The sequence below is a fragment of the Paraburkholderia sediminicola genome, from assembly GCF_046027825.1.
Lineage (GTDB): Bacteria > Pseudomonadota > Gammaproteobacteria > Burkholderiales > Burkholderiaceae > Paraburkholderia > Paraburkholderia sediminicola_D.
Genome location: NZ_JAQQDU010000106.1, coordinates 12,406 through 28,087 on the forward strand (window position 1 = coordinate 12,406; position 15,682 = coordinate 28,087).

Annotated in this window: 16 protein-coding genes; 12 read left to right on the plus strand and 4 right to left on the minus strand. The window is 61.9% G+C overall.

The window, feature by feature from the left end:
* Positions 1 to 96: 96 nt before the first annotated feature.
* The 7 genes from PQQ96_RS35640 to PQQ96_RS35670 all read left to right on the plus strand — a co-directional run bounded on the left by PQQ96_RS35640 (position 97) and on the right by PQQ96_RS35670 (position 3,788).
* Entirely contained in the window at positions 97 to 1,002 is a 906-nt protein-coding gene (locus PQQ96_RS35640; protein WP_408301195.1) for a LysR family transcriptional regulator, read from the plus strand.
* 203 nt (positions 1,003 to 1,205) lie between these two features.
* Positions 1,206 to 1,475 (plus strand): hypothetical protein, encoded by a 270-nt coding sequence (locus PQQ96_RS35645; RefSeq protein ID WP_408301196.1) that lies wholly within the window; start codon positions 1,206 to 1,208, stop codon positions 1,473 to 1,475.
* A 21-nt stretch (positions 1,476 to 1,496) separates the two neighbouring features.
* Positions 1,497 to 1,721, plus strand: a complete 225-nt coding sequence (locus PQQ96_RS35650; RefSeq protein WP_408301198.1) for a hypothetical protein — start codon at positions 1,497 to 1,499, stop codon at positions 1,719 to 1,721.
* Positions 1,722 to 1,798: 77 nt separating this feature from the next.
* Positions 1,799 to 1,969 carry a hypothetical protein gene (locus PQQ96_RS35655; RefSeq protein WP_408301200.1) on the plus strand — a complete coding sequence of 57 codons (171 nt, stop codon included), beginning with the start codon at positions 1,799 to 1,801 and terminating at the stop codon, positions 1,967 to 1,969.
* A gap of 169 nt (positions 1,970 to 2,138) precedes the next feature.
* Complete coding sequence (locus PQQ96_RS35660) at positions 2,139 to 2,447, plus strand: hypothetical protein (RefSeq protein ID WP_408301202.1); 309 nt, start codon at positions 2,139 to 2,141, stop codon at positions 2,445 to 2,447.
* A 107-nt stretch (positions 2,448 to 2,554) separates the two neighbouring features.
* Positions 2,555 to 3,199 carry a hypothetical protein gene (locus PQQ96_RS35665; RefSeq protein WP_408301204.1) on the plus strand — a complete coding sequence of 215 codons (645 nt, stop codon included), beginning with the start codon at positions 2,555 to 2,557 and terminating at the stop codon, positions 3,197 to 3,199.
* Positions 3,200 to 3,284: 85 nt separating this feature from the next.
* On the plus strand, positions 3,285 to 3,788 hold the full coding sequence (locus tag PQQ96_RS35670; RefSeq protein ID WP_408301206.1) for a YgjP-like metallopeptidase domain-containing protein: 504 nt from the start codon (positions 3,285 to 3,287) through the stop codon (positions 3,786 to 3,788).
* A gap of 10 nt (positions 3,789 to 3,798) precedes the next feature.
* Here PQQ96_RS35670 and PQQ96_RS35675 read toward each other — a convergent pair whose 3' ends face one another.
* The gene (locus PQQ96_RS35675) at positions 3,799 to 5,229 is read right to left on the minus strand and encodes a spinster family MFS transporter (protein WP_408301208.1); all 1,431 of its coding nucleotides are present in this window, start codon (positions 5,227 to 5,229) and stop codon (positions 3,799 to 3,801) included.
* Between the two features lie 440 nt (positions 5,230 to 5,669).
* Here PQQ96_RS35675 and PQQ96_RS35680 point away from each other — a divergent pair, with 440 nt between their 5' ends.
* Positions 5,670 to 6,764, plus strand: a complete 1,095-nt coding sequence (locus PQQ96_RS35680) for a porin (RefSeq protein ID WP_408301210.1) — start codon at positions 5,670 to 5,672, stop codon at positions 6,762 to 6,764.
* A 45-nt stretch (positions 6,765 to 6,809) separates the two neighbouring features.
* On the opposite strand, the gene PQQ96_RS35685 is transcribed toward PQQ96_RS35680, so the two are convergent.
* Together PQQ96_RS35685 and PQQ96_RS35690 are read right to left on the minus strand one after the other, a co-directional pair.
* Positions 6,810 to 7,856 (minus strand): LysR family transcriptional regulator, encoded by a 1,047-nt coding sequence (locus tag PQQ96_RS35685; RefSeq protein WP_408301212.1) that lies wholly within the window; start codon positions 7,854 to 7,856, stop codon positions 6,810 to 6,812.
* A gap of 30 nt (positions 7,857 to 7,886) precedes the next feature.
* Entirely contained in the window at positions 7,887 to 8,870 is a 984-nt protein-coding gene (locus PQQ96_RS35690; protein WP_408301214.1) for an AraC family transcriptional regulator, read from the minus strand.
* Positions 8,871 to 9,083: 213 nt separating this feature from the next.
* Here PQQ96_RS35690 and PQQ96_RS35695 point away from each other — a divergent pair, with 213 nt between their 5' ends.
* On the plus strand, positions 9,084 to 10,190 hold the full coding sequence (locus tag PQQ96_RS35695) for an NAD/NADP-dependent octopine/nopaline dehydrogenase family protein (protein ID WP_408301216.1): 1,107 nt from the start codon (positions 9,084 to 9,086) through the stop codon (positions 10,188 to 10,190).
* On the plus strand, positions 10,187 to 11,173 hold the full coding sequence (locus PQQ96_RS35700) for a 3-hydroxybutyryl-CoA dehydrogenase (RefSeq protein ID WP_408301218.1): 987 nt from the start codon (positions 10,187 to 10,189) through the stop codon (positions 11,171 to 11,173). The genes PQQ96_RS35695 and PQQ96_RS35700 overlap by 4 nt, the downstream gene beginning before the upstream one ends.
* A 30-nt stretch (positions 11,174 to 11,203) precedes the next feature.
* Here the strand turns inward: PQQ96_RS35700 and PQQ96_RS35705 are convergent, their stop codons facing one another.
* Positions 11,204 to 13,522, minus strand: a complete 2,319-nt coding sequence (locus PQQ96_RS35705) for an FdhF/YdeP family oxidoreductase (RefSeq protein ID WP_408301219.1) — start codon at positions 13,520 to 13,522, stop codon at positions 11,204 to 11,206.
* Between the two features lie 170 nt (positions 13,523 to 13,692).
* Here PQQ96_RS35705 and PQQ96_RS35710 point away from each other — a divergent pair, with 170 nt between their 5' ends.
* Entirely contained in the window at positions 13,693 to 15,126 is a 1,434-nt protein-coding gene (locus PQQ96_RS35710; RefSeq protein ID WP_408301221.1) for an aminotransferase-like domain-containing protein, read from the plus strand.
* A 71-nt stretch (positions 15,127 to 15,197) separates the two neighbouring features.
* Entirely contained in the window at positions 15,198 to 15,506 is a 309-nt protein-coding gene (locus PQQ96_RS35715; protein ID WP_408301222.1) for a helix-turn-helix domain-containing protein, read from the plus strand.
* The last annotated feature ends 176 nt before the right edge of the window (positions 15,507 to 15,682 follow it).

The following is a 15,682-nucleotide window of genomic DNA, read 5'->3' on the forward strand; positions in this document are numbered from 1 at the left end:
GGTTACGTCTCCGATGGCTTTATTTGTGTCCGAGTATAGAAAGCGGAATTTCCATCGTAAAATCACGAATACCGAACCCTGCTATGTGAAAAACACATGTCTAAAGACATCACCTTGCGGCAGATGCGTTATTTCGTGGCAGCCGCGCAAAGCGGGCAGTTTTCGATGGCGGCGACGGTCGAACATGTGTCGCAATCCGCGATTACGAACGCGGTACTCGCACTAGAGGAAACCCTGGGTGCGCGGCTCTTCGAACGCTTGCCACAGGGCGTTGCGCTGACACCTGATGGGCAGGATTTCCTGAATCACGCGCGGCACATACTCGACTCAGTGCGCGATGCGGTCTACAAGGCACCCTTCCGTTCGCATGACCTGAAGGGGACCGTGCGCATCGCCGCGTCGTACACGGTGCTGGGTTATTTTCTTCCCGAACTGATGGCGCGTTTTCGCGCGACGTACCCTGATGTCGAGATCGATCTGCACGATACGGATCGAATGGCGATTGAGCAGGCGGTGCTCGACGGAACCGTGGACCTCGGCGTAGTGCTTCTCTCGAACGTCGAGAATGTCAGGCGTTTTAATCATCATGTCCTGATCCGCTCGCGCCGGCAGCTGTGGACGTCGCCCACGCATCCGCTCGCGCAACTCAACGCGCCGTCGCTCGCGGATGTCGCGGAGTATCCGTATATCCTGATCACGGTCGACGAAGGTGAGCAGTCGACGCTGCGCTACTGGAAGCAGAACGGCGTCACGCCGAATATCGCGTTTCGCACGGGTTCGATGGAAGCGTTGCGCGGTCTGGTCGCGCATGGCTTCGGCGTGACCATTCTCTCTGACATGGTGTTTCGTCCCTGGTCGCTGGAAGGCAAGCGGATCGACGCGCGGCCCATACTCAATGCGATTCCGCAGATGGACGCGGGTATGGTGTGGCGCAAAGGCGTGACGCTCGATACGCCCGCTTTGGCGTTTCAGCAGTTCCTGATTCATGCATGTGGGAGTTGAGGTCAGGAAGGGCATGCACCTGTACCAGGCGGCATGGGAGGGGCGGGCTCGTTATGTGTATCCGTTTATCGAATACCAATCGCGCCAGAGTCGGTGCTGGTACGTGCCACAGTCGCTGATGTGTGCGCCGCGCTTGCCAGCGAGATCCATGCCGGTCATGGTTTGCATGCTACGATTCCTCGACAATCACACTGGAGACAGCCATGTGGGACAAGATCGAACACGACGGATATGAAGTCTGGGTGCTGCCGATCCTTGCATACGGTCCCCCGGCCCCAACCACCTTGTGGCATTACTCCGGGTACATCTGTCGCCACGGTTCCGATGCTCACCTTGCTGGGCAGAGCATTCGCTTCCAGGAACTCGTGAGTACTTTCCGCAGCGAAGACGCAGCCCGCGAGGCTGGGTATGTCGAAGGCAAGCGCCGCGTCGACATGATTGTCAAAGGCGGCTCGGGTGCCAGCAACGGCTGATCACCGCTTTAGTAGGTCAAAATGGAACTCTGGATACAACCCTGCGCACGATGCGCTGATCTGTACGGGCAGGCGGCGACTGCGGCGGCGCACGACGACCTGACGCTTAACGGCGTCGGCGCCGTGAAGGATGCGCGAGCAGAAGAGCACTACACCTGCAAGCGGTGCGGCGGCGTGTTCGCGCGCATACTCGCCGGTCCGCCCACGCAGCAGACCTGGGTGCTGCTGAACGCCGGGCAGCACTGATTCTCTTGCGCCGGAGAGCCGGCTTACGGATCGTTCCGTTATGCCGGGATTCATCGGAGATACCGACGGAGGCCGCTATGTGGACCTGTCGTAACTGCAATGTGTCGTTCGACTTTGATCGCGTCGAGCCGGAAATCGATGAACAAGGATTCTTTTTCCTCTGTCCTGCCTGTGACTACCGGAACAAGCTGGTGGATTCAGGTCCAGACGCGGTAGGGCGCCCGAAGCTTGTCCAGAGCGACGACTAGCAGCGCAATCTGTTGGAGACGGCCATGCAGTTCGACGAGTTCGACGATCGGGCGCTCCCCATCGGCGCGTCGCCCTCGCAGATGATCCGGCAGGGAAGTTAGCCGGTGAAGCGGAAAAAGAAGCAGCGCATAATGTTGAGATCCCCTTGTCAGGATGATCGAGGCAGATATGACTACGTTCGCTATTGACGCCATTCGCATCAACCCGACGAACGACAGGATTACCCACGTGCGCTGGGCTCCCGTCGACCCGGCGACGCGTGACTGGTTGTCCCCCACGTCGATTGTCGAGGTGGCCGAAGTTGTGGCCGCGATCCGTCGGGGAAATGCTGTTTGGTCCCTCTTTACACTCGGCGGCACACGGTTTCTGGGGCCAAAAATCGTGCCTGTCGCCCACACCGACGGCCACGACGGGATCGACACGGATGTTCCTGGTGAGCATGTCGAAAAATGTATCGACGACCTGCCGCATGTTTGACCGCGCGCACCTGGTCAGCGGCCCTGATAATGGCGCCGTTGCAAAGAGCGTCGCCATGTTTAATGTAAATTGATTGTTCCTGAGAGCGCCTTTCAGCAGTGAGACCCATGAAAAACGGAAAACCAAAGATGACGCGTCGGGATGCCGACGGTCTTTTCCCCGATCTGCAGCAAAGCGGCACCCGTCTCGCTAGCCGGCCTGATAACCCGTTCGGAGAAAACGTATCCAGAACGACCGAGCGACGTGATCGTGACGAGGCATCGCTTTGGAAAGATAACCTCGTTACCTTGCCCAAAGCGATCGAGTTGCCGGCGGGATATGCGTCGGTATCGCAGATGCGCGAGGCAATGGTGAGGGCCTGGCGCATGAAATGGGTCCGGGAAAGCGGCAATGAGGTCGTCGCGGAGTTTCCCGAGGGTTGGGCGGCCATTCGACCGGCCAGCGGTGCGGTGGAGTTGCGCGACGCGACCGGCGTGGTCCGGGCCGTGTACGGCTGGGCAGGGGATGCTGAAGTGAGAATCCTGCCGCGGTATCGGGTCGAATCGCAGGAGAACAGTTCGAGTGGTCTCGGTAGTCTGGTTGTCCGTGATCGTCAGAGCGGACAGATTCTTGAGAGGTCGTCGACATGGTCTGCCCAGACCGGGACCAACCACCCTGATTGGGCCCGATTGTCGGCGTGGCTCGACAAGCAGTATCCGCTGCACCGGGATCCCCTGCGACTGTGGGGGGATTGCGAAGACAATCTCGGTTAGATTCTGCTCATCGAGAATCCGCGTACCACTGTCTCCGCCACGCGGCATGCAAGCTGTGCCGCCGCCAATCGTAAAGAACACCACGATGCAACACCTGAAATACCTGACCGGCTACCCAGCGGGGCTGCAGGAAAAAGTCAAAAAACTGATCGCCGACGAGGAACTCGGCCCTTACCTCGCAAAGCGGTACCCCAACACGCACGACGTGCAAACAGACCGGACCCTGTATGAGTACTGCGCGGATCTGAAGCGCGAACACCTTCGCAACGGCGCGCAAATCGACAAGGTTACCTACGACAGCAAACTCGACGTCGTGCGCCACGCACTCGGCCTTCACACGAGTATCTCGCGGGTGCAAGGCGGCAAGCTGAAGGCAAAGAAAGAGATCCGCATCGCCTCGCTATTCAAGGACGCTGCGCCGGAATTCCTGAAGATGATCGTCGTGCATGAACTCGCGCATCTGAAAGAAAGCGACCATAACAAGGCGTTCTACCGCCTCTGCGAGTTCATGCAACCGGGCTACCATCAGATCGAATTTGATCTGCGCTTACATCTGACGTATCGCGATCTGAAGAAAAACCAGACGTGAGCGCCAGGCTTCATGCCTGCGTGCTTGCGAGCGGCGCCGTACTGGCGGCATGGGCAAGCTCTGCTGCACCCTGATGCGCCGCCGCATCTGTTGACTCCGGGTAAGCCTGTTCGCGTGCCAGGCTCAGGCGGAACTGCCTGCAGCCGAACCACAACAGCACGATGGCGAACAGGGTGGCGACCAGGTTGACGATGGACATTGAACTGCCGACGGCTTTGGGTGAGCCAAACACCTTGTCGGTCAACAACGCAACGAGCGTGGTGCCGATACCGAGTGCGATCAGGTTCGAGACCAGTAGGAACACCGCTGAAATCTGCGCACGCATCTGGTTGGGTGCGAGCGTCTGCATCGCGGCGGTCGAGGTCGGCATCGGGAACGACGCAAAGAACATCGCGATCACCAGTAACCCGAGCGAAACGGTCAGACTGCCGACCTGCGTGAAGGCGACCGCCGGCACCAGCATCCCGACTGCGCCGATGAAACCAGCGAGCATCGGGCCGTCTGTGCGGCCTTTCTTCATCAGCCAGTCGTTGAGCCACCCGCCGCAGAACACGCCTACGGTGTTCGCGATCAGCAGGATGGTGCCAAGCGTGTAGCCGGCTTCGACCGGCGTGAGCCCGAAGCGGCGGATATAGAACGCGGGTGTCCAACTCATCAGGCAGAAGAGCGTCATCGCGTAGAAGGAAAAGCCGAGGTAATGGCAAGAGAACGTCTTGCCATGCGAGCGGATAAAACGCAGCGAATCGCCCATCGACACACGCTTGGCCTTTCCGGCGCTGTCCTGTCTGAGGCCCTTACGCTGGGGATCGCGCACGGTCAGGATAAACAGCAGCGCTATGATCAGGCCCGGCAGCCCGACAATGAAAAAGGTCAACTGCCACGAGCGCACGTCGCCGACGAACGGTAGTGAGACGGTAGTCATCTGTTTCAGCAGGTTGATCACGTACCCGCCAATCAGGAACGCGATCCCGCCGCCAATGAACGAGCCGAGGGAATAGATGCCGACTGCTCGCCCCAGTTTTTCTTTGGGAAAGTAGTCGCTCAACATCGAATACGTTCCCGGCGAGAGCGCGGCTTCGCCCACACCGACGCTCATCCGCGCCAGAAACATGTGAAGGAAGTTCTGGCTGACGCCGCAGGCGGTGGTGGCGAGACTCCATAGCGCGATGCCTGTCGCGATGATGCGCGGCCGCGCAAAGCGGTCGGCGAGATAGGCGAGCGGCATCCCCATCACTGCGTAGAAGAGCGAAAACGCGAAGCCCTGCAACAGGCTGAACTGCGTATCGGTCAGATGCAGATCCTTTTTGATCGGCTCGATCATCAGCGCGAGCACCTGCCGGTCGATAAAGGAAAACACGTAAGCAAGCATGCAGATCACCACCACATACCATTCGTAGGTATAGCGCCTGCCGGCAGGCTTGCTGCTAGTTGATAAGGTCATCTATGTTCTCCGGGAATCGATGTTCGACGGCGCATGGCAGCGCGCGTAGGCGCACGGCCTGCCTGCATGCATGAGAAGAGGTCGCCATGGCGGCGTTCCGGAGATGCAGCGTACGTAAACAAAATTCCGAAACATATGCGCAGTGCCTGCATGCACACTGCGGCATTCCCCTGGGCAGCTAAAGATTTTCCCAGTACGAGTCGCCAGAAGGCCCGCCACATAAGGGGCCGAAGATCGCCCTGCGGCGCGCGAAACACATCATTCGCGCGGTCTATAAGTGTTATATGCGTGAGTTGATCGACGCTCAAAATTGGCCTTCCTAGACTCGCTTCGTTTTCTGCCCGATCAAACGAAGTCCTCAGGAAAAGGCGGGAAACACAAACGCCGCAGCGTTCAAACCGCGCGGCAGATAAAACACCACTCTCGCCGGGACTAGAGGAATGACCAACTGGAAATGGAGCGCGTCGCTGCTATGCGTTGCAGCGGCACCCGCTATGGCGCAATCGAGCGTGACCTTGTACGGACGTATCGATACATCGATCGAGTATACGAATTTTGGCCCCAACCACGTGGTGCGGATGGGCAGCGGCGATATCTTTGCAACGCAATTTGGCTTGAAGGGCAGTGAAGATCTCGGCGGCGGCTATCGCGCGATCTTCAAGCTCGAAAATGGCTTCAACTCCGCCAACGGCACACTCGGCAACAACGGGGCGCTGTTCGGACGCGAAGCGTGGGTCGGACTGTCCGGGCCGTTTGGTGCCATGCAGGCCGGGGTTAACTATACGGTCCTGCATACCTCGTTCGTGACGTACAGTCTGCCGGCAGACGGCGCCGGGCTGGCGTGGGGCAACGCGGCGAACAACTTCGTCGGACCTGCGTTTCTGCGCGTGAACAACTCCGTGAGGTACACGTCGCCGCGTGTCGGTGGTTTCCTGCTCCGGGCGATTGCCGCGCGCGGCGCGAATGGTGCGCAGAATGTGCCGTCGACGCTCGGGGACACCTATGGCTCGTCGCTCAACTACGTGAACGGTAATCTGTCGATCGACGCCGACTACATGCAGCAGACGTTCAGCCCGGCTAGCGCGGCAGCACTGAACGCGAACAGCCCGACCGCTGCCGGCAATTATGCGCTCGGCGGCATTTCGTACGACTTCGGCTTCGTCAAGCCGGCGTTCATCTACATGCGCCATCGCGGTGGCCCGGATGTCGCAGCCGGCGTGAATGCCACCAGTTCGAACCCGCACAGCGATCTGTTCGAACTTGATGCAACTGTGCCAGTGGGGCGGTCGCTAGTTTTGTTGAGTTACGGCCATTACCGGAAGGTCGCCGACATTGAAGGCAATGCGGACTCGTTTGGCGTGCGCTGCGACTATCCTTTGTCGAAGCGCACCGTGCTCTACACGGGTGCGGCCATGGTCCGCAATGGCGCGCATGCAACGTTCACCGTCAACGGTGCGGCGGGCGGCGGGGTGGCGGTGGCCAAGCCGGGCGCGACCGCGAGTTCGGTCGTCGTCGGCATGATGACGGCGTTCTAGGCGACGCATCCGCTGCAAAAACCGCGCATGCCCTGCATGCCGCGGCTAGTCGCTGCGCGAGCTTTCGGGGTTGAGATCGAGCGGCGCGCCGAGCCAACTGTCGAAGGGCTCGGCGGCGCCGATCCGGAACAGTTCCATCAATAACCCGCGCAGCCAACGGTGGCCGGGGTCGGCATCGAAACGGCGGTGCCAGTAGGCGTTGACGGGCCACGTGCCGGCATCGTCGATTTCGAAGACGGCGGACTCGCCGAGCGCGGAGAAGGCGCGCGCTACGGTGCGCGGCAGTATCAGCGCGTAATCGCAGCGGCTCAGGATCGCCGGCACGACCATGAAGTTCGGTACGGCGATCCGCACGCGCCCTGTCAGGTGATAGCGTTCGAGCAGTTCGGTCGCCTGCGGGTGCGACGTAACCGCGATGAAATGCAGCCCCGCGGGTACATTCGCGCCCAATGTGTAGTGGGCATCCAGTTCGAGTCTCTGCGCCGCGCGCCGCGCCATCAGCAGTACGTAACGCTCCTGGAGGAGTTCGCTATGGTAAAAGTGGCTCGACGCGTGCGGAAAATGCCCGAGAGCAAAGTCAATGCGGCCGGATTCGAGCGCGACGTTGAACTGGCTGTCCTCGATGTGATGGGTTTCGACCATCACGTCCGGCGCGCGGGCGCTGAGTTCGCGCATCAGCGTCGGTAGAAACGCGCTTTCCGCAAAGTCGCTCATATGCAGGTGGAACACGCGTCGCGAGGTGGCGGCGCAGAATTGCGCGCCTTCATCGAGCATGTCCTGGAGGATGTGCAGGACGCGGTCGATCGAGCCCGCGAGGCGTTGCGCGCGTGGCGTGGCTTCGACGCCGCCTGGCGTGCGCACGAACAGGGCGTCACGAAACACGAGGCGCAGGCGGCTCAACGCATGGCTCACGGACGGTTGCGTCACCCCCAGGCGTAACGCCGCGCGGCCGACGTTCTTCTCTACGTGGACGGCGTGAAAGGCCTTCAGCAGGTTGAGGTCGAGGTCCTGCACGCGTGGCGCATCGCCGGCATCCATGAAGGGCCGTATGTCGTGCGCATGCGGCGTGGCGTCAGCGGGATTGGTTTGCATGAGCGTGATAGGCGTTCTGCGGATACGGGATCAGTTGCACATCCGGCGCCTCGCCGTCGCCGATGGCAAACAGCCGAAGCGTCGCGCATAAGCCTTTGCGAAATGCCCAAAGCTGTTCACGCCGTGTTCGATAAGGATGTCGGTCACCGATCGTTCCGGCTCGGTCTGGAGTGCGCGATGGACTGCCTCGAGCCGCCGTTCGCGGATATAGCCGCCCGGCGACGTATTGAGAAACTGACTGAAGCCGTTCTGCAGCGTGCGCGTCGATACGCCGGCCGCACGCGCCAGCGCGTCCATGCGGAGCGGTTCGTCGAGGTGCGCGTCGATATAGTCGCGCGCGCGGCGCACATGGGCCGGCAGCGGCGCGGAGGACGCTTTCGCAAGCGTCTCGCTGTAAGTGTGAGGCAGTTGGCTGAGCAGCACCGTCATCAGCCACTGCGTGAGATCGCGGCCGAAAATCCGTTCATGCGCCGGCGTGTCGAACTGGTCGCAGAGATCGCACAGGTAACGCAGCGTCGAAAAAAAGACTGTCGTGCCGGTATGTGCGCCGTCTACCGCGAGGTCGAACACCAGCGGCTGTCTGAGGCTGTCGTTGAGCATTTCGGCGAGTTTGACTTCGAGTGCCTGCCGGTCGATACGCAGCAACAGGTTGCGGCATTCGCGATCCGTGACGATGCGGCTCATCCGTGCAGGCGACGACACGCTCAGGCCACCCGCGCGCAATGAGACGCGCTCGCTGCCGGATTCCAGCGCGCATTGACCGCTTAGCGTGGTGCGAAACAGATAGTGGTCGCCGATATCGCCCGCGTCAATGTGCGTTTCGCTGCCGTAATGGAGTTCCAGAAGCGTCGCCTGATGGAGGGCGACACGGTACAGCTCCGCGTTGAGCGGTCCGCGATCCGTGACTTCCATTCTGTGCGGGCATAGTACCTGCGACACTTCCCGTTCGATCTCCTCCCGCGCGTGCGATGCGATCAGGCGGTTACGGGTCTTGTGTGAGATCGCGATGTCCATTCGTTGGCCTCGAGGCGTGCAGTGGGTAGCGCGCTCATGATGCGACGGCCATATTGTTCGCGCAAGAACGGGGCGACCCGGATGGTGAATTGTTCACCGCGCGTCATGGTGTGCTGCATCGAGTTGCCGGATTTGAATGAGGTTTGCGCGGCGTGAAGCGTTTTTGTGCGGGCGGGCACGTAATCTGGCAGTCATCGAACAAGGAGAACTGTGATGAATGTCAGCGTACTGGGCGGCGGCCACGGCTGCTATGCGGCCGTGATCGACCTGTTGGAAAAGGGTCAACGGGTGACGTGGTGGCGGCGCGATACGAACGCTGCAGCGCGGCTGCGCGAAATTGGCTCGCTGAATGTCAAGGATTTCCGGGGCGAGCGGCGCGTGCCGCTTGGCGAGGCGCCGGGCGCCGTGCGTCTCGTCGACGACCTCGCAGAAGCGGTACAGGGCGCGCGGCTAATCGTTATCCCGCTGCCGTCCACGACGCACGAAGCGCTGGCGGTGCAACTCGCGCCATGCCTCGCGAACGATCAGGTCGTCTTCCTGCCGCCGGGCACGTTCGGCAGCTATGTGTTCGCGAAGGCGATGCACGAGGCCGGCAACACCAGCAAGGTGGCATTCGCCGAAACGGGCACGTTGCCGTATCTGGCTCGCAAGCATGGTGAAGACAATGTGGTGGTGAGCGCCTATGCCACCCGCTTGCCGACCGGCGTGTTTCCCGCGCGGTTTTCCGCCTGGGCGTTGCCGGTACTGCAAGACGGCTATCCTTCAGTCGAACCCATCGAGGATGCGCTGAGCGGCGCGTTGATGAACGCAGGGCCGGTGATTCACCCGCCGCTGATCATGATGAATGCGGGGCCGCTCGAACATTTCGACGCCTGGGACATTCACAACGAAGGCACGCAGCCTTCGATACGCCGCGTGACGAGTGCGCTCGATGCCGAACGTATGGCGGTGCGCGAAGCGCTCGGCTACGGCGCGCCGCACTTTCCGCTCTCGGACCACTACGCCAGCGAGGGCGACGAGTGGATGTACGGCCGCGGCGCGCACGACAAGCTGACCGACAGTGGCGACTGGCGCGAGGACATCGATCTGAAGACGCATCGCTACATGCTGGAGGACACGCGGCTGGGCCTGTCGTTTCTCGTCTCGGCCGGACGGTGGGCCGGCGTGCCGACGCCTATCGCCGAAGGCTTGCTGAATGTGGCGAGTGCCGTGTCGGAGCGCGATCTGTATGGCGAAGGGCGCACGCTGGAGCAATTGGGCATCGCTTCGCTCTCGCGCGAAGCGATGACGGCCCTGCTTGAACGCGGTTTTGCCCAATGAACGCTATCCAGCACGTCCATATCCTGGGTGCAGGACGCATGGGGCAAGGCATAGCGCTTGCGTTCGCGTACGCGGGGCTGCACGTCACCCTGATCGACTTCAAGGACCGTGACGCAGCAGCCCGTGCTGCGTTCGCTGAGACCGCGCGCGGCGACATTGCGCGGCAGTTGCAAACCCAGGTGGCCTTCGGCCGTATCACGGATTCACAGGCGGCTGAGGCGATGGCGCGTATCGTCATCGTGGATCGTGAGCGCGCGCGGGCCGGGCTCGCTGCGGGCGAGATCGTCTTCGAAGCCGTGCCAGAAGTCATGGAGGCCAAGCAGACCGCGTTCGCATGGCTGTGTGAACATGCCGGCGCTGAGGTGTTGATTGCGTCGACCACGTCCACTTTTCTCGTGACCGAACTGCAGCAGATCGTCGCTCATCCGCAACGCTTGCTCAACGCGCACTGGCTCAACCCCGCCCATCTGATGCCGCTCGTCGAAGTGAGCCGCAGCGACGTGACGAGTGAGGCGACCGTGCAGCGCGTGGTGACGCTGCTGCGCCGGGTTGGCAAGGTACCTGTGGTGTGTGCGCCGTCCGCGGGTTACATCGTGCCGCGCATTCAGGCGCTCGCGATGAACGAAGCCGCGCGCATGGTCGAGGAGGGGGTTGCCAGCGCCGAAGATATCGACATCGCGATCCGTACGGGCTTCGGCCTGCGCTTCTCGGTTCTGGGGCTGCTCGAATTCATCGACTGGGGCGGTTGCGACATCCTGAACTATGCGTCGCACTATCTCGCACGCGCCATCGATCCGCGTTTTTTGCCGGCGAAAATCGTCAGCGACAACACGCGTGAAGGCCGTGACGGACTGCGCGATGGGCGCGGTTTCTACGACTATGCGGACGTTGATGTGCCCGCATATCGGGAAAAGCGGCTTGCTGAATTCGGGCACGCGCTGGATCGAATGGGCCTTTTGCCGGTATTCAACGCCGCCACTTGAAGCTGAGGAGTTTGGCGTGCGCAGCCCCCCTCACGCAGCCACCGCCTCAACCACCGCCGACGCCGTCAACAACACCGGAATCGACTTCGAAGTCGGCGTCCCCGCGCCGTCGGCGACCGAAGAGAGCGGCACGAGCGGATTGGTTTCCGGATAGTAAGCGCCGAGGCACCCACGCGGAATGTCGTACTCCACCAGCAGGAACCCGGCCGCGTGGCGCTCGATCCCATCGGCCCACACGCTCGTGATATCCACACGCTGGCCCGCGACGAAACCCAGCATCGCCAGATCGTCCTTGTTCGCGAACAGCACGCGCCGCTGTCCATACACGCCGCGATAACGATCGTCGAGGCCGTAGATCGTCGTGTTGTACTGATCGTGTGAACGGGTCGTCATCAAGGTCATCAGGCGCTCGCCGTGCTCTGCGCGCGCTTGATGAATCGGCGTGTCGACGTCAATCGCATGCACCAGGAATTGCGCCTTGCCGCTCGGCGTTTTCCAGATCCGCTCGCGCGAGGCCACGCCCAGATGAAAGCCGCCGGGGTGCTTCAGGCGCTCGTTGTAGTCCTGGAAGCCTTCGATCACCTGCGCGATGCCATCGCGAATCAATGCGTAGTCGGCCGCGTGGGCGAGCCAGTCCACCTTGCCGCTGCCGAGCGTGGCGTGCGCCATGCGCGCGACGATCGCAATTTCCGACAGCAGATTTTCCGAGGCCGGCTTGTTCATGCCGTACGAGATGTGCACCATGCTCATCGAATCCTCGACGCTCACGCCTTGCGCCACCCCATTTTGCAGATCGATCTCGGTGCGCCCGAGCGTCGGCAGAATCAGCGCGTCGCGTCCGTGGATGAGGTGGCTGCGGTTCAGCTTGGTCGTGATGTGCACGGTGAGATCGCACGAACGCATGGCGTCCCACGTGCGCGGCGTGTCCGGCGTCGCGATCGAGAAGTTGCCGCCGAGGCCGATGAACACCTTCACGTTGCCGTCGAGCATGGCTTGAATCGTGTTGACGACATCGAGGCCATGCTCGCGCGGCGGCTCGAAATCGTAGACTTCGCCTAGCCGATCCAGGAACGCCTGAGTCGGCCGTTCTTCGATGCCGACCGTGCGATCGCCCTGCACATTCGAGTGCCCACGCACCGGGCACAAGCCCGCGCCGCGGCGGCCGATATTGCCGCGCATCATCATCAGATTCGACAGGATTTGCACCGTCGGCACGGAGTTCTTGTGTTGCGTAAGGCCCATGCCCCACGTCGAAATCACCGCGCGGCCCTTCACGTAGATGTCGGCGAGCTTCAGCACGTCTTCAAACGGCACGCCCGATTCGGCGACGATGGTGTCCCAGCTTTCGGCACGCAAATCGTCGGCGAACGCATCGAAGCCGACCGTGTGTTCGGCGATAAACGCGACGTCGAGCACGCGTTCCAGAGCCGAGGCCAGCGCTTCGTCGTCGAGTTCGATCACGCGTTTCGCGACGCCCTTGATCAAGGCGAAATCGCCGCCGACCTTCGGCCGGATGAACACGGAGCTGATCTTCGTGCTGCCCATCGTGATCATTTCCACCGGATGTTGCGGGCTGGCAAAGCGCTCGAGGCCACGTTCCTTCAGCGGATTGATCGACACAATGGTCGCGCCGCGCGTCGCGCACTCGCGCAGCTCGCCGAGCATACGCGGATGGTTGGTCGCCGGATTCTGGCCGAAGATCAGGAGCGTATCGGCGTGTTCGAAGTCGTCGAGCGTGACCGTGCCCTTGCCGATGCCGACCGTGTGCGGCAAACCGCGGCTGGTCGCTTCGTGGCACATGTTCGAACAGTCAGGGAAGTTGTTGGTGCCGTACATGCGCACGAACAACTGGTACAGGAACGCGGCTTCGTTGCTGGCGCGCCCCGAGGTGTAAAAGGCGGCGCTGTCCGGATTGTCGAGGCGTTTCAGGTGATCGGCGATCAGATCGAAGGCTTCGTCCCAACCGATCGGCACGTAACGGTCACGTACGGCGTCGTAGACGAGCGGGTCGGTCAGGCGGCCGTGTTGTTCGAGTTCGTAATCCGACTGCGCCATCAGTTCTTCAACCGTGTGCGCCTCGAAAAACGCCGGCGTCACGCGCTTGCTGGTCGCCTCGGCCGCCACGGCCTTGACGCCGTTTTCGCAGAACTCGAAGGTCGACGCATGCTCGCGGTCCGGCCACGCGCAACCTGGGCAGTCGAAGCCGTCCGGCTGGTTCTGTTTGAACAGCATGCGGTAGTCGCCGCCCGTCACCTTTTCCTTGATGAGGTTGAGGGCAACGTATTTGAGCGCGCCCCAGCCAGCGGCGGGGTGGGTGTACGGTTCGATGCGAGCTTCGGGTTTCTTCATGATCTTGCCGCCGGATGTGGCTTGGACGAGGCTTTTATGCCGATGCATAGAAGCCTACTGTGTTCCAAAAACGGCGCAGCATACAGAAAATCGGAAAGAGAAGGGATACAGTTGCGGGATATTTGTCATAGACTGGCGTTCCCGCCCCCGCGTTCGTTTGAGCCAGGTCCTTGAAACTGTACGAAAAACTCGCCGATGAAATGACCGAAGCCGTGCGCCGCGGCGTTTTCGCCGCGGGCGAGCGGATTCCGTCGGTGCGGCAGGCGAGCCAGCAGCACGGCGTCAGCATCAAGACCGTGCTGCACGCGTACGCGTTGCTGGAAAGCCGGGGGATTGTCGAGACGCGTCCGCAGTCGGGCTATTTCGTGCGCGACGCGGTGGCGACGGCCGCCGCGCTCGACGATTCGCGTCTGAGCCGCAAGCCGGCTGCCCACACGCAGCCGGTGGCCGCTGCGGTCGACGTGAGCCGGCTCGTCCTGTCGACCCTGCGCAGCATCCGTGCGCACGACGCCGTGCCGCTCGGCTCACCGTATCCCGATCCATCGCTGTTCCCGTGGCGGCGCATCAACCAGTATGCGAATGCGATTGCCCGGCGCCAGGCAAGCTGGAACCTGATGGACGACTTGCCGCCCGGCAATCCGGAGCTGATCCGGCAGATCGCGCGCCGCTATGCCGAGAACGGCGTGCCGGTCGACCCGGACGAGATCATCATCACGCTTGGCGCGACGGAGGCGATCAACCTCAGCTTGCAGGCGGTCGCCAAGCCGGGCGATACGGTCGCCGTCGAGTCGCCGACTTACTACGCGATGCTGCACGCCATCGAGCGGCTCGGCATGCGCGCAATCGAAGTGGCGACGCATCCGGTCCACGGCATCGACATTGAGGCGTTAGCCCAGGTCATCGCCCGGCAGAAGATCGCCGCGTGCATGGTGATGCCGAACTTCCAGAATCCGCTTGGTTTCCAGATGCCGGACGCGCGTAAGCAGCAACTGGTCGAACTGCTCGCCGCCCACGAGATTCCCGCCATTGAGAACGATGTCTACCAGGAGCTGTACTTCGGCGAGGCGCGGCCGTCGACCTTGAAGAACTTCGACACCAAGGGGCTGGTGCTACATTGCGCGTCGTTTTCGAAGAGTCTGACTGCGTCATACCGGATCGGTTGGGCGATGCCGGGGCGCTACCGCGCGCAGGTCGAGAAGCTGAAGTTTCTCAACACGCTGACAACGCCTTCGGTACCGCAAGTCGCCGTCGCCGATTACCTCCGTCAGGACGGCTACGACCGGCATCTGCGGCACGTGCGCAAGGTTTACCGGCAGCAGGCGAGCATCATGACGGCGATGGTGCAGCGGTTTTTTCCGGCGGGCACGCGCATGTCGACGCCGCAAGGCGGGTACGTGTTGTGGGTGGAATTGCCTGAGCGCGTCGATTCGATGCGGCTCTATCAGGCGGCGCTCGCGCGCAGCATCACAATCGGGCCGGGCATGATGTTTTCGATGCGCAACGATTTTCGCCACTTCATCCGGCTCAATTACAGCTATCCGTGGACGGCGCAGACCGAGGCGGCGTTGAAGACGCTGGGTGAACTGGTGGCGCAGATGGCGTGATAGGGCCGCGTAGGGCTTGGTACGGCTTGGCAGAGTCTGAGAGGGTTTAGGAGAGCGAGGAGACATTCACGATGGAAGAAGACGAACTCGATCCGGTGCTGGTGGCCATACTGGCGAAGTTGTGGCGCGCGTATCAGGAGACGCCCGGCGGCGCGTGGTCGCTCGCCAAGCTTTCCAAGCAGGCGGATGTGCCGATGAGCGGCTTGCGGCGACAGTTGACGGCGCTGGTCGACGGCGGTCTGGTGGACACCACGTTCAATGAGGAAGGCACGGGGACGGCACGTTTGAGCGAGATTGGCCAGGGCTTGTGCGCGGAGTTGTTCGGCGCGGGCGGGGCGCCTGACGATGAGCCGGCGGACCCGCCGCCACAGGTTCATTGAGTTGCCGCTGAGTTCGGCGCGAGGGCGATGGCTGTGCCCTCGGCGTCTGACTATGACCGCTTTGTGCGCCTGCTTGATCAAGTGCGCGTCAAACCTCGCCCTTCAGAGGCTGTCGCAAAAGCCCTCGGGTCCATACAATACTGCCTGGAACGAAACGGCAGGAAACCACGATGAGC

Excerpts from the sequence above, each read along its gene's own strand:
- PQQ96_RS35640 (WP_408301195.1), top strand. The coding sequence starts at position 97 with ATGTCTAAAGACATCACCTTGCGGCAGATGCGTTATTTCGTGGCAGCC.
- PQQ96_RS35645 (WP_408301196.1), top strand. The coding sequence starts at position 1,206 with ATGTGGGACAAGATCGAACACGACGGATATGAAGTCTGGGTGCTGCCG.
- PQQ96_RS35650 (WP_408301198.1), top strand. The coding sequence starts at position 1,497 with ATGGAACTCTGGATACAACCCTGCGCACGATGCGCTGATCTGTACGGG.
- PQQ96_RS35655 (WP_408301200.1), top strand. The coding sequence starts at position 1,799 with ATGTGGACCTGTCGTAACTGCAATGTGTCGTTCGACTTTGATCGCGTC.
- PQQ96_RS35660 (WP_408301202.1), top strand. The coding sequence starts at position 2,139 with ATGACTACGTTCGCTATTGACGCCATTCGCATCAACCCGACGAACGAC.
- PQQ96_RS35665 (WP_408301204.1), top strand. The coding sequence starts at position 2,555 with ATGAAAAACGGAAAACCAAAGATGACGCGTCGGGATGCCGACGGTCTT.
- PQQ96_RS35670 (WP_408301206.1), top strand. The coding sequence starts at position 3,285 with ATGCAACACCTGAAATACCTGACCGGCTACCCAGCGGGGCTGCAGGAA.
- PQQ96_RS35675 (WP_408301208.1), bottom strand. The coding sequence starts at position 5,229 with ATGACCTTATCAACTAGCAGCAAGCCTGCCGGCAGGCGCTATACCTAC.
- PQQ96_RS35680 (WP_408301210.1), top strand. The coding sequence starts at position 5,670 with ATGACCAACTGGAAATGGAGCGCGTCGCTGCTATGCGTTGCAGCGGCA.
- PQQ96_RS35685 (WP_408301212.1), bottom strand. The coding sequence starts at position 7,856 with ATGCAAACCAATCCCGCTGACGCCACGCCGCATGCGCACGACATACGG.
- PQQ96_RS35690 (WP_408301214.1), bottom strand. The coding sequence starts at position 8,870 with ATGGACATCGCGATCTCACACAAGACCCGTAACCGCCTGATCGCATCG.
- PQQ96_RS35695 (WP_408301216.1), top strand. The coding sequence starts at position 9,084 with ATGAATGTCAGCGTACTGGGCGGCGGCCACGGCTGCTATGCGGCCGTG.
- PQQ96_RS35700 (WP_408301218.1), top strand. The coding sequence starts at position 10,187 with ATGAACGCTATCCAGCACGTCCATATCCTGGGTGCAGGACGCATGGGG.
- PQQ96_RS35705 (WP_408301219.1), bottom strand. The coding sequence starts at position 13,522 with ATGAAGAAACCCGAAGCTCGCATCGAACCGTACACCCACCCCGCCGCT.
- PQQ96_RS35715 (WP_408301222.1), top strand. The coding sequence starts at position 15,198 with ATGGAAGAAGACGAACTCGATCCGGTGCTGGTGGCCATACTGGCGAAG.